At 32.7% G+C, this 14,505-nt stretch carries 11 protein-coding genes; 2 read left to right on the top strand and 9 right to left on the bottom strand.

The window, feature by feature from the left end; translation table 11 throughout:
- Positions 1-11 precede the first annotated feature (11 nt).
- From I2G61_RS08595 to I2G61_RS08555, 9 genes are all read right to left on the bottom strand, one after another.
- Complete coding sequence (locus I2G61_RS08595; protein ID WP_195548149.1) at positions 12-2,261, bottom strand: YfhO family protein; 2,250 nt, start codon at positions 2,259-2,261, stop codon at positions 12-14.
- Positions 2,251-4,320 carry a hypothetical protein gene (locus I2G61_RS08590; RefSeq protein ID WP_195548148.1) on the bottom strand — a complete coding sequence of 690 codons (2,070 nt, stop codon included), beginning with the start codon at positions 4,318-4,320 and terminating at the stop codon, positions 2,251-2,253. The genes I2G61_RS08595 and I2G61_RS08590 overlap by 11 nt, the downstream gene beginning before the upstream one ends.
- A gap of 17 nt (positions 4,321-4,337) precedes the next feature.
- A complete protein-coding gene (locus I2G61_RS08585) occupies positions 4,338-5,318 on the bottom strand; it encodes a glycerophosphodiester phosphodiesterase family protein (protein ID WP_195548147.1) in 981 nt (326 codons plus the stop codon).
- 2 nt (positions 5,319-5,320) lie between these two features.
- On the bottom strand, positions 5,321-6,262 hold the full coding sequence (locus tag I2G61_RS08580) for a glycosyltransferase family 2 protein (RefSeq protein WP_229100719.1): 942 nt from the start codon (positions 6,260-6,262) through the stop codon (positions 5,321-5,323).
- Between the two features lie 42 nt (positions 6,263-6,304).
- The gene (locus I2G61_RS08575) at positions 6,305-8,377 is read right to left on the bottom strand and encodes a hypothetical protein (protein ID WP_195548146.1); all 2,073 of its coding nucleotides are present in this window, start codon (positions 8,375-8,377) and stop codon (positions 6,305-6,307) included.
- A gap of 89 nt (positions 8,378-8,466) precedes the next feature.
- Positions 8,467-8,877, bottom strand: a complete 411-nt coding sequence (locus I2G61_RS08570; protein ID WP_072685970.1) for a GtrA family protein — start codon at positions 8,875-8,877, stop codon at positions 8,467-8,469.
- A gap of 137 nt (positions 8,878-9,014) precedes the next feature.
- A complete protein-coding gene (locus tag I2G61_RS08565; protein WP_072685968.1) occupies positions 9,015-9,467 on the bottom strand; it encodes a DUF2383 domain-containing protein in 453 nt (150 codons plus the stop codon).
- Between the two features lie 33 nt (positions 9,468-9,500).
- A complete protein-coding gene (locus I2G61_RS08560) occupies positions 9,501-11,219 on the bottom strand; it encodes a hypothetical protein (protein ID WP_195548145.1) in 1,719 nt (572 codons plus the stop codon).
- A 14-nt stretch (positions 11,220-11,233) separates the two neighbouring features.
- Positions 11,234-13,165, bottom strand: coding sequence for a phospholipid carrier-dependent glycosyltransferase (locus I2G61_RS08555; protein ID WP_195548144.1), 1,932 nt, complete (start codon positions 13,163-13,165; stop codon positions 11,234-11,236).
- Between the two features lie 230 nt (positions 13,166-13,395).
- On the opposite strand from I2G61_RS08555, the gene I2G61_RS08550 reads away from it, so the two are divergent.
- Both I2G61_RS08550 and I2G61_RS08545 read left to right on the top strand, forming a co-directional pair.
- Entirely contained in the window at positions 13,396-13,566 is a 171-nt protein-coding gene (locus I2G61_RS08550; RefSeq protein WP_195548143.1) for a helix-turn-helix domain-containing protein, read from the top strand.
- 561 nt (positions 13,567-14,127) lie between these two features.
- Positions 14,128-14,466, top strand: a complete 339-nt coding sequence (locus tag I2G61_RS08545; RefSeq protein WP_195548142.1) for a hypothetical protein — start codon at positions 14,128-14,130, stop codon at positions 14,464-14,466.
- Positions 14,467-14,505: the final 39 nt, after the last annotated feature.

Genomic DNA, 14,505 nt, shown 5'->3' with positions numbered 1-14,505 from the left:
GCATTATATTCTTATTTAAATTTCATCATTTTTCTCTTATGTATATCATTAATAATTAAAAATATGAATAAAACTACGCCAATAGCACTCAGAACTACTCCAAACTTAAATCCAGGTGGCTTAAATATTAAGTTTAAATAATGATCTCCGGGCTCTAAATATACACCAATGAATCCCCCCTGTACGTTAAAGTATTCAATGTACTGATTATTATCATATATTTGCCAGCCTTTATTATACGGAATACTAAAAAACAGTACAGCAGGTTTAGTCAAATTAATATTTCCATACAAACTATTCTCATTAAAATACTCTATCAATTCAAAATTTGTATCTTCTTGCAAATCATTATTTTCAATAATTTCCATTAAATCATCATCAACAATCAACTGTTCATTCCAATTAATTTTACATTTTCTCTCCAAACATTCGCTTCTTTTTATAAATTGATTATATGTAAAACCAATAGGTCTATATTCTGTCATTTCATAAACTTTGAAATGATTAACATTAGTTGTATACTGGAACTGATATCCTTCGGGTAGTTCGGATTCATCGACTACATAATAATATTTAACACCTAACATACGCAAAACTTCTGGATCATCAAGCGAAACAATATGCCAATCAAAATTATTAAGGTTAAGAAATAATTTTAAACTTGGTTCGATCATAGAATCATATGTAGCTGTAGATTTATAGCCCATATTTATACTTTGATTTAAATTCAAATCTGAAGAAGGCAACAAATTTTTAGGGTTGACATACATTCTATAAAATTTATCAATATCTAAACTATCATTATAATGAATATAGTCTTTATTCAAAGAAGGAACAAACTCATAATAATTTTTATTTAGAATCAGTAAAGATAATGTATACAATGATAATATTTCAACACAGGAAATAACCAATACTATCATAATCTTATTTTTCTTGTACAAATAAATGTAAAAAAACAGAACCAACAAAAATAGAACTAAAGCAAGCAAATAAATGCTATGAGTCTCTATATCAATTATATGAACTATAAATGCAAGTACGAGCAAAATAGAAAATATAAATAAGTAAACAAAGCCACCTCGGACTATCTTCGCTCTCAATAAGTTATCATTCATAATAACTGAAAAAATCAAAAGATTAGTTAGAACGATTAGAAATATCCATCGTAAGGAAGGCTCACTAAATCCATGCATAATGGAGTTAAGACATGGAATAGATAAGAATACTAATAGTAGAATGTAGAAATTACGGAGTATATTTGCTTTTTTTTCTTTAGAAACAAAAATAGAAAACAACGGAGGGATTATAGCGATTGAGGTAGTGAGTGAATACCAAGTTAGGTGGCCATTTTGTCCAGAAACAAACATGTTCGGTATATCAGTGTAAACATTAAAAGGATATGCTAGATAACTAAAAAATAATCCAATGTAAACTTTTAAATCAAATATAAGCTGAATAAATTCGTTGTTACCAATTCTATCATTCCCTAATACATAAAGAATAGCTGGAAAAATAAGTATGCAGCTCATCATAAAACCTATAATATAACTAACAATTAGCGGAATAGCACTTTTTAATATAGTTATAATTTTAAGTTCACTATCTGAATGATATATTATCGTGAAAAAATAATAGAAAACAAGGTATATACTTGTTGAAAACATAAAATAGTAATTAGACAAAAATAGGACAAACGTAGAAACACAAAATAATAATACCCCTTTTTGAGCTCTGTATTTTTCTACACCAGCTAACAATAAAGGCAAAAAACAAAAGAATCTATGAAACATGTATTGACCGACATACAATTCAGCAATTCCACTGAAAGCATATAATAGAGAAGCCCAAATAATTATACTCGGCTTTTTTATACCAAAACATCTTAGAAAGTAGGAAAACGTTAAAGATGAAATTAGGATCAACAAAAAAGTTTCAATCATTAATCCAAATTCTAAAGAATCAAACATACGGACTAAACCAAAAAAGATATCCCCAGTAACATAATAGGCTTTACTCGCAAAAAAATTATTTCCCAAGAAAGTATTAAAAGAATAAAATGGCGTTATATGATTTTTAAAAAACAACTCGATCATTCTGTCCCATTCTTGATAAAAATAATTATATTGTAATTGTTGATCAGCACTAAACAAAAACGGACGGTTATTAGTGATATATGGATAAAAAGCAATGAAAATAAAACAAATTGAGATGAAAATCAGGAGAAGAGGAACTTTATATTTGACTATTTTATTCTTCATTTACGTATTCCTCCGGCATAGACCATTGCAACCATTCATAATGCATTTTGAAAACTCTATAGTTTTCTACTTCAATTATCTTCTCACCACAATACCCTATACCTGATTCTAATTCCCAATTATACTGAGCATCAATAATTGTATACTGAACATTTTTATCTCTTAATAACGGACAAGCTTTTAGATAATCCTCTTTAATTTCAGGAAGTCCTGGTTCATTTCTGTATAATATTCTTTGCAAAGTTGCATCATCACTTTGATCATTTAGATCATATGTATATAAATTGTCCTTAATATTGATTAAAACACCATCTGTCAAAGCGCCACTAGAATATATTTGTGAAGCAATTATTGGAGTACTGTTATCTTCTTCTTTTGCATAATCCATTAATTCATTTATTACTAAAACATCTAAAGAATTCGCATGATTTAAATGTGATGAAAATTCATTTGAATAATTCATACTATACCATGTTTGATTTTTTGGTATTTCTGCAATAACACAAATCATCATAATGACCATGAAAGCATTCCTGATTTTTATTGAATTAAAATTAGAAATTGTGACTGTCAATCCAAACATAATTGTTGCAAAATTAAAAAACAGATCATAAAGTCTAAAGTAAACTACATCCGTAACATTATCCAGTATAAATCCCATCACAAACGGATTAAAGAAAGTTGTAAAGATTATGATATTTGAAATACCAAAAAACTTAAGCTTTTCTTTTTTCAAGCAATAATAAGTTTCATATATTATCACGCACCAGAAAAGTAAGCAAAATATAGATTTTATTATTTCTGTTAAACCATTAAAATTGAAATCCAATAAATGAACTATCCCTTCGAATTTATGAGGATCAAAAAAAGAGAAATTCTCAATTGTAAAATACCCCATGTTAAAATCACCTGTATAATTATAAAAAGGAAGATGAATAGTGATGGAAAATAAAATTGGTAAAAGTATTGCAATGAATAAACTAATCTTATTCCAGAATAATTCAAGTAAATGATCTTTTTTAAAGAATAAAAGCAATAAACAAATAAAATAGCAACCTAAAACAAATGGAGTTAATATATTATATAGTATACACATATATATTGCAGGACCTACCGATATCAGCAGCATATCACTTAAATACTTTTTTGAATGAGTAAATCCATAATAACATAAAAGAATATAGATCATAATTGACGAAAAGATAAAACCTGTGCTCGTTTGTGATATTATAGAAATCATGAATAATGATAAAACAACCGCAATCTTGCTATTTTTCTGATTAACAAAAACATATAATAGTTCAAAAATAAGAACAATGGTTATCCTTCTATATGTATTTCCTATATAAGGAGTTTGGAAAAACCAATACATAGAAGTTATATAGACAGTTATCAAAAGCACTGAATATATTATATATTTTTTATTAAAATTATGATTTAGTCTATGATATAAATTGAGTAAAGTAAAGGGAATTATTGAATATATTATGATTGCAGGAACCCATGCTATTAAAGCAATAGGTAATATTGTTTGCATATTATTTATTGATATAATTTTATTCGCTATGAACACTATTACAGCAAGTAAATCATAAAACCCTTGATAATCATAGAAAATTCTTCCAACAGCTCGTGAAGGTGTTGTTACTTTTTTTATTACATATGGAATATAAAAATATAAATCATCAGTTCTTCTAGGAAAATCAACATAATAATAAAACAAAATAAATAGAACAAATACAAAAACAGCAAAGAATATTTCCTTTTTATTTTTAACAAAAAGCTTAATATCGTTCAAAATCAAATTTCTTTTAAAAATTCCTAGACATGTAATCCCAATAAATACTATACCTGTAATTAGGGAAAACCATTTAATAGATACATCCATAAACTGGAGTGGATAATAAAAACATTGTAGAATTCCTATAATTGAAATAACACCCACAGGCAAAGAATAATGAAATCTCCATTTACTTGGAATAAAGATTTGGTTTATTAAAACTCCTAGTATATATGAAACAAGTAAAAAAATCGCAGAAATCAATATTATTATTAGCATTTAGTTCACCTCTTATCTTAATTAATTAAAGTTGATTCAATTTCTTCTTCAGTGATAAAATCAGAATAAATTCCCCAAAAATGGTTCTTATTAATAATTTCCATTGCTTTTTTCATATCATTTACAGTATGAATATAAATTGAAAAAGATTCCTCATTATCCTGCATTTCGGCATAAGCATAAATATCCGTAATTACTTTTGTAGCCCATTCATTATCCATATGCATAACAACTACTGGCACTTTATGTTCCTTAACAAATTGATAAATTTTTTGACCATCAGAATCAACATAATAATGGTAAAGAGTGAATATGATTTTATTAAAGTTATAATTTTCATCTAAGAAAACATACATATCTGGAGTATAGGCTTGTGGTATAATTCTATTTATTAATTCTGGGTTAACAGAATCTACTTCCTCTATCATTTTATTATACATGACTTCTGAGCCTTCGATATCAAAGGTCTTAGAATCTATGATAATATAAAAATCCGGAATTTCATTCATGAGCTCAAGAAGATCTTTAAACATTACCGTCTTGTATTTTCCGTGAATCTTCGCTTTCTTAAACTCTTCCGTAGACATCGGCCAATCTCCGCCAATATCCGTTAATTTATTACGAAAATCTTCCCAAGTATGAATTAAACATATATCCCCATCTGATGTTGTATCAAGATCTATTTCAAATAATCGTGTACCTTCATTATAATTCTGATAAAATGCTTCTAAAGAATTCGTGTAATCATAATTATCAATTCCACCTAAAGCATGCGCCATAACTCGATATGTATGATTCCAGTCTTCAACTAATTCTCCAACGTCGGAAGTGATTTTTAACACTTGCTCTGTTTCATCATCATTAACAACAGGAGCATTATCTCTATAATCATCAAAATTTCCTTCATCTTTATATATGTTGTTAAATAAAATAAATGCAAAGCTACCAAACGCTGTGAGCACTAATATACTGATTGCAAGAACTAATAACTTTTTCATATTTACCCCACTTTACGTTTTTCCTGATATTCAAACTGATTTAACTGACACTCAAACAATACACACATCTGATTTTTGATGGCATCTAATATGATTCCAACCATAAAAAGGAGAAAAGCTATGATAAACAAGGATGCCGCAAGTACTGCACTCGGAATTTTAGTTATAAAGGAAGTTCTAATAAATTCTGTAATTACTGGAATTCCTATAATAAATCCAATAATAATAAACAAAACAGAGATACAGCTAAAGAACAACATAGGCCGATAATTTTTAAAGAGATCAAATAATTTTACCAAGACTTTAAAACCATCCGAAAATGTATTAAGTTTGGATTCACTGCCAGCCGGTCTGTCACGATATGTAATCGGAATTTCGACAAGTTTCATTCGATATACAAGAGAAAATATCGTCATTTCGGTTTCAATTTGAAATCCAGAACTCATAACTGGCATATTTTTTACAAATCTACGGCTATAGACGCGATATCCCGTCATAATATCATTAATATTACTTTTGAATAAGAAGTTAATTAAATTTTTAACTAGGTTATTCCCGAAACCATGAAATCCTCTTTTATTCTCTTCAAAGTATGTACCATTAGAAAGTCGATCTCCGATGACCATATCTGCATTACCTTCTAGAACAGGTTGAATCAATTTGTGTACCTCATCTGCAGGATACGTATCATCTCCATCAACGAGAATATAAACATCTGCATCAATATCTTTAAACATTGTACGTACTACATTGCCCTTCCCCTGCGCAGTTTCTTTTCTTACTATCGCCCCTGCTGCCGATGCCAAAGCAGCAGTTTTATCCTTAGAGTTATTGTCATAAACATAAATTTCAGCATTGGGAAGTTCTTTTCTAAAATCACTTACGACTTTTTCAACTGTCAATTCTTCATTATAACATGGGATTAAGACTGCAATTTTTTCCATAATTACCTCACCTTATTTTCTATAATTATATTACAAGTTTACCTAATTTTTCTCTATACTTTTAATCTTAAATTTAGATGTAGTTATCTCTGTTATCGCGCAAGCATCAGTTGCCTTATCAAATTCTGGATTTTCCCAATACTGAATAATAAGATAATCAACGTCATAATAATCCAAATAACCACAGGAACGAGCATAATCTTCTGTTGCTGGAGTTTCCCAATCATAATGTCTGCGGGCTAAATCATAGAAAATCCAATCAACTCGATTCCAAATATAATAATAATCCCGTGCAGTAAATATCTGATATACATTAGGAAGAAAAGTTCTTACCCCTTCCGCATGAGAAATAATTGTCGGTTGATGCTCATCATTAAATCGATTTCGGTCACGCTTAATTAACCCCTCAAGAACATGTATCGCCTCAATTTCCTCATCACTGATTTTATAGATCGGATTCACTGTTTTCCCTCCATTTACATGAAAGGTATATAATCCCCAATCAGAATCCAAATAAGAAGCAACATGTCCGACTACAATCTCGACACAAAGAATAACTAATAACATCCGTTTTATCCATTCTCGATGTTCAAGCCATTGAATAACAGCTAACAGAATCAACATTTCAGTAAATGGATTAAACAAAACTTCTACAGTACGATAAAATACATTAGAGGCAATCAAGTAGGCCACCGCGGTCGTCGCTAATGGGTTTAAAAATAAAATCAACATCATAACAAATAAAGATTTTATATAGTTTTGTTCTTCTGAATGAGCTTTCCAAAGAATCAAGATAACGCCGATCCACCGTATAATGTTAAGAATATTATCGAAAATATGAGAATAAATAAAATAATAATCTTTAACCATGTCATAATCTTGATGATTATTGAAATAATAGGCATAATCATATAAATAATCAGGTTTAAAGAAATTAATATAAGCCGCAAACACCATCATAAGAACAGGAATAAGAATAAAGAAAATAAATTTACCGTGTTTGAAAAAGAATTTTTCAATTATATCAATAATTTTCTTCATCCACTTTGTGAATCGCAAACTATAATAAGCTATAAAAATTAGAGCTAGCGCGGGCGCAATCCAGGGAATTTCCTTATTCCGACTAAACATCGCAACCGCATAGATTGCCATAGGTAAAACGATCATTGACATATCAACAAAGGCATTCTCTTTTTTACTAACAAAAAGATAAGCAGCCAAACTAAATAAAATCGCAAAGGAAATAAACAAGTAAGATGAGGAACAAGCTAAACCCGCTCCGACGATGAACATCATGACATACTTTAACGAATCTTCTTTATCACGCAGCCAACAATACGCTGTATAGATTAAATAAGCAGCTAGCAGAGTGCGGTAAGTATTCCCATAAAACGCAAAGGCAACACGCCAATAGTAGAAATTACTGAAAAATAATGTAAATGCAATAAGCACATACTTAACACTTTTTTGTTTAATTTTTAACCCTTCAGCAAAATTAACTATTAACATGGAAGAAATCAACGAATAGATCATGCCTAATCCCCACGTAGAGATTACAATATTATCAATTTTACCGCCAATTCCGAATAAAACTGACGGAACATTAATTACATGGCATAAAAAAGTACCGATATGATAATAACCTTGGAATAAATACAGCGCATCCCACTCAGCGCCCACCTTTCCAGAATACAAATTAAATAAATTTAAATGTTGATTATCAATGTTCTGAGCAATGTAATTCAAATACATTGGTGAATCTGAGAAACCAATATCGATAAATAACTGGTAAAATACAGCGATGAAAGCAAGAAATGAAGCTATAATCCAAAGGGTATTCCATTGCCAGTAACGTTTAAATAATTCCTTAATATGAAATAACGAATATAGTAGTAAACAGCCGAATATTAGATAACTGCTAGCATAACTCCAAGATACAGACCCATTAAAGAACTGTACAGGATAATAACATAGCTGCAGCGTACATAATAACAAAACAAAGCCCAAAGGAGCGGTAAAGCCCGTCGGCTTTAATTTTAATAATTTCTCAGCAAACAATCCATAACCAGCACTGCAAAATAAAACAACACCTACAGCTAATAATATTTTAATCATAACCTAATCACCTTGTAAATCATATCATAGATCAAACTGACTTTCTATAAAAGCCGGCCCAGAAAACACTGGAACCGGCCGTACTCACCTTAATTTTTATCTTTATTCGATGTTAATTTTACGATTAAGGACATTGTCAAGTAATTAATAGGAATTGTCAGCGGCAAGGCGAAAGCTTTGGCAAAAAGTTTGTCCACGCCGATCCAATTAACGAAGATTACAGTCATTACCATATTAATGATAATTCCCGGAAGATAACTGATTGGAAATGAAATAAAGCTTTTCCAATTCGGTTTTTCATGATAAGTAAAATGCATGTTTAAAAAATAAGAAAAAAACATAGGAACAATATCTCCAAGTAAACTTGAAGTCGATACTGCGATACTGAAACTAACGAAAATCATATATAATATCTGAGATAAAATCGTATTGAACGCACCGATAAAAGCAAACGATAAAAAACTTCTATTTAAAAATTTTTCTTTTATTTTTTCTAACATATTGAACTCCTTAACTCTTTAACCTTATTTAGTTTATCATATTTTGATTCGTAAAGCTTCATTTTCTTCTTCAAACAACCTATAAAATTAACGATTTCTTCTAAATAAAAAACTTGAATGCGTTAAGCAATCAAGCCTTAATAATTATTTAACTTTAATTCAGTCAAATCATGATAAACCTTTTTGTAATCCGCTTCAAGATCATGAATGACAAATAACAATTCTTCAGGTACCTGTTTATGTCTATCAATAAAATCATGACAAGCCTTTAATCCCATGTCCATCGCTTTGATTGATTGATTCAAAATTTCTTCGTCACTATCTGCCATCATCGTTTTAATCTTCTCAGTCATTTCAGATAAGACAGCCATGATCCCAGTAGAATCCGCCGCATCCTCACCATAGGAATTAATTCTGCTTGTCAATTCAGTTTCATGTTTCTGGAAAATATCTAACGAATGCTTTAATGTTTCTCTTAACTTTTCTGATTGCGCTTCGACTAAATACTCCTTAAACGTCGATGCCCCCATATGACAACCTCTTAATAATTCATTTAAATCTTTAACAATTTCGTTATCCATTGAATTCATTTCATTCACCTCTAAAAATAGTATTCCCCATTTTTATATCGATCTATCCTTTTTTCTATAGATAAGTTGACTGTAGATCCATAAACAACAGGTTAAGAAAGTAAGCAGTGCAGATGCTTTTTGGATCCAGGTCCCCGAATAAGTTATGGTAATTATTCCCGAAGTAACATTCTTATTATTCACTTCAACCAATGCACTGTCTTTATTCTTTATTACAGGGAGTTTGAATTGTTTACCATTCGTATCCACCGCAGCAGCAGTATACCCCTTGTAATAAGTTACCGGTATTTGCATCCATGTATTGGTTCCCATCTTGGTAATTTCAAAACTTGTTTTGTTTCCTTGTTTTTCAATGCCGCAAGCAATTTCTTTATTCTCAACAGTCACACAACGGGATACTGTACGATAATCGGTTTGAGCTACTGGCAAATAATCTGCGCCGGCGATTTCAGGTCGGACATAAAAAGAATCGCCATAGTATGGATCCAATAAAGTTCCATCAATCAAAGCTTCATACGGCATGTCCGTTCCAAAAATAATTGGTCTTTCAGCAACGGGCATAATCCGTATAAGCCCCACCATTATTCCACAAACAATTAAAAACGGAACAACTATGATGCCCGATCTTCTAAAAAATCTTACGGAGATAATCGCTGCAGCAGGACATAGAAATAAATCCGCAAGACTCATCAGTCGCCACGGAAACTGAATAATTCGCATCCACGCAAAGTATTCCCAGGGAAATAATCGGCTGCATAAGAAGTAACAAAGATAACCTAAGCCGCAAATCAAATAAAGAAAATTACTCTCTTTTGTTTTTTCTTGATTAAAGAGAAATACGCCGAGCAACGGTAAAATAGGTATCAAAACGCCTAGATTGGTCGTCATTGCCTGTCCTGGATCATAATTAATGTTAGAAACGGAAAAATTCATCGTCATTTCAGTATATTGCCAGGCATTTAATGCGGTTGACGCCAAATCAGAACTTCCTGCATAATAATGTAAATATAGCTCTTGACTTGTCATTTGTTCCAGCATTGGCCACAGATAAAAGGAACATAAGCCGATTGCCCATAAAGCTGCTTTGATGATCGCTGTTCCCCTCTGTCTCTGCTGATTTAACACATGCCAGCGAATAAAGATGAAAACAATCAAAATTAGAACCATCAGATAAAAGGATAGCGTGTGGGAAAGAAGTATACCTGAATAGCCCGTCATTAGCCAAGACCACTTTTTTTCATCACCCCAAAGGACTTCATAGATTCCAATTAAAGCCACAGGCATAAAGACAAAGGCCAGCACTTCCCCTAAAGCTCCGCGAACATAAATATCGGTGAATCGATAGAGTGAAAAAACATAAAGAAATGCAGCCAAATACATTGCGGGCTGCTGCCGGCTAAGCTTCATCGTTAGCTTTCCCATATACCAAGCCGAAAAAAAGCTGCAAAGCAAGAGTAAGAATTGATAGCTGCGCGCCAAGCTTAAGCCCGCATTATAGAGTAAGGCGGGTATAATTAAGAAAAAATCACAGTAGAACAACGGACTGGCATATCCAAAATTATTATTCTTATAGGGATAAATTCGCGGCATGTAATTTCCGTCTTTAAAGCTTTGCGCCAAACCTTCAATTCGGCTTAAGTGAAAACATGTGTCATGTTCCAGATTAACTCCATGAGTCCAATAAGGAGCTAAAGATAACAAGGCAATAACAAGACAGAATAGAACAAAAAACAGTTGTTGCTTTCGCTTCATCTTTTGCCCTCCTTTTATCCAAAGTACCAGCTTGGAAACCATCGCATAAATCCATCAATATAAGCTTGAGTTGTGCCAAAGCCAGCTGTCGCAGGTAAAAATAAAACAAAAAGCAAAATACAAGCAAGGACAAAAATTTTGATTTGCTTTTCGTAACGAACATCCTTGTCAACCAAGCATTTCAATCCGTAAACAAGCGCGACGATTAAAAATGGAACTGAAGGATAATAGTGATAAATAAAAACACAGCGAGTGACTAACATCCAAGGAATGAGCTGAGCAAAATAACAGACTAAAATCATTCCCGCTGTTTTTGTTTTATTTCTGATAAATTCATAGGCGCAGAAAAGAATCGCAATAAACCCAGACCACCAAATCAGGGGATTGCCAAAAGCTGAGATGGTGTAAACAAGATTCTCACTGATATGATGATAATACCAAATTGGACGGGCATCCAGTATCCATTGCCACCATACCGATTGAAAAGGATGGGTTGCTTCAAGATTCGCATGATAGTTATACATCCCCATAGTCTGCTTGAAAACTCCGGCCAGACTCCATCCCTCGCCGCGATTGATTATACACGGCAAATAAGATAAAGCATAGATGATCAAAGGAATCAAAACAAACCACAGGCAGCACCAAAGAAGGGTAATCCAACAGTATTTAGGGAAAACTTCAATTTTATGTTTTTCTAATGCAGTTGGATCTTTTGATCGTTTCGCCTGTCTGTATTCAACATAACGGCTGATTAAGCTGCTGAAAAATAATACGGCTAATCCCATCCCGGCATAAACACCTGTCCATTTTACGGAAACGCCAATTCCCATGCTGATTCCAGCTGCGGCTAATAAACCTAATGATTTCTTAAAATCATCCACATAAAAGTTCATCAAGCAATAACGAATCATGAAATAAGTCATCAGTAAAATAAAGAAAACAGAAAAAGGTTCCAACGTAGCGATTCTCGCCGTTGTTAAATGCATAAAATCACAGGCCAGGAAAATAGCTCCCAGAGCTGCGTAAAAAGTCTTATTAAATAATCTGCGGCAAAGATCATACAACAGAGGGATCATCGCGGTGCTGAAAAGAACCCCGCCAAATCGCCACGCAAAAGGATTATTACCTAATAATTTGATAAAAAACGCAATAACTTGCGTTCCCAAAAGCGGATGGACGAAAGCATACATAACCTGACCTTCAGCAATTTCCTGAGCGTTGCGAACATGATAGATCTCGTCAAAATAGGTTTCATTCAGATACAACGGATCGATCTTCAACTTAGATTGCTCGTCAATAACCAACTGCGGATCGTAAGTGCCTTCAGGATTACTCGAATAAACAGTCAATGGTAAAAAATCATTAAATCCCGCTCGCTTTAATCCAATTTCATTAATAACATTATTCTTTTCTCCAGCCGTGATACGAAGATAGTGATAATTCCATTGTCCTTCAATAATTTTCCACTGGAGATAACTGCTGTTATCAATTTGCGAAATATTATCCCAATCTACCAAATCATTGGATCCTTCGATTAAGACATTTCTTAAACCAATTTGATAACCGCTTTCCAATGCGTTATTATCCCCCTCACCAGAAAGCAGATAAATTCGATCAAAGGCACTGCTTCCATCCTCAATCTGTAAAACAAAAGATTCATTCGACTGAGTTGGCTGCCAACGCGTTTGCGGCAGTTCAGTGTCCCCCAATTGCCAGAATGCAACAACCAGGAACATTAACGTTATTGTCCCGCATATTAAACTATCGAAAGCATTCCAGCCTGCCTTTCCAGCGGATGTTTCTTTTGACTGAATCTTTATTATTTTAGTTTTTTTCTTTAAACTCTTGTATATCATGAAAGAAACAATCAGGATAACACCTTCAATTAGAAGCAAACTAATTAATTCTTGATTATGAAAAAGCGTTAAACTTATTTCTTTTAACATGTTTCAGGACTCCTTTTAGCTAATAGTATATCAGAATCAAACCAGGCTTTCTACATACTTCATACTTACATTTCATTTCGTAAATTGAAAAAGTAAATTCCACGACGAATCAAAAATATGGAAATTACTCTTACAGACAATTCAACAAATAATGTAGTAGAAATTACTCTTACAATTATATATCATAATTAGTGCTCTTACTGTGATGCTTTCATAGAGGAGGACTTTCTATGAATATCAAAGGTTCTAAACATTTAGACTTACAGTACCGTAATTTTATTGAGCAGGGACTGAATAAAAATTCTTCCAAATCTGCTATTGCTGCTGTTATCGGGATGGATAAATCTTCCATTTGCAAAGAAATCAAAAAACATGCCTATGAAGTCAAATTCTCCCGTTAAGGTGTTTCTGCCTATGGTACCTATGATTGCCAAAATATCGCTTCCTGCGGCTTTAATTCATTCTGCCGCAACGCGTGTCCTAATCGTATTCCTATCCCTTGCAAGATCCGTGACAAAACCAGAGGGGTATGCAATGGCTGTGATAAAAAAAGCACTTGCAAGCTCACAAAGCGATTTTATTCAGCCCAAAGAGCCCCAACGGAATATAAATATAGGCTTTCTGATTCTCGTGAGGGTGTCAATCTTACTTACTCAGAACTGAACGCAATCGCTGCTATTATTGTAGAGCCGATCAAAAATGGCCAATCTGTCTACGCAGTCCTTCAGGCGCATCCTGAGATCCATCACTGTGAGAAAACCATCTATAACTGGATCGAAATAGGTGTCTTTCAGCCATTTGGTCTCACCAATCTAGATCTTCGATCCAGAGTCACAAGAAAGCTAAAGAAAAAGGATCAGGTCAAATATAAAAAACGCGAAGACAGGGCATATCTTAAAGGTAGGACTTATGACTGCTTTGAAACCTATATGAGAGAGCACCCTTCCTTATCTGTCGTTTAAATGGATACCGTCTACAATGACGAAACTAACGGTCCTTTTATACAGACTTTCATGCTTGTTTCATTCAGCATCATGATCGGTGTACTTCATTCTGCCAAAAATGCAAAAACAATGGCAAAGGGAGTGCGTTATGTAAAAACACTACTGGGTGATGATCTTTTCCATTCCATCTTTCAGGTCTTATTGACCGATCGAGGAAGTGAATTTTCTGATGCCTTTGCATTTGAGGAACTGGTAGGGCATGTTTTCTATTGTGATCCTATGGCCTCATGGCAGAAGCCTCACGTAGAGAACAACCATCGCCTATTGCGTTATATCTGTCCAAAAGAAATTAGATAATAAAAAACAAGAGTTTTTTGCGTGAATTTGAAAAATCTC

The sequence above is a fragment of the Holdemania sp. 1001095H_141210_F2 genome (assembly GCF_015558105.1).
GTDB lineage: Bacteria > Bacillota_I > Bacilli_A > Erysipelotrichales > Erysipelotrichaceae > Holdemania.
This window is presented reverse-complemented; position numbering and strand designations above follow the sequence as displayed.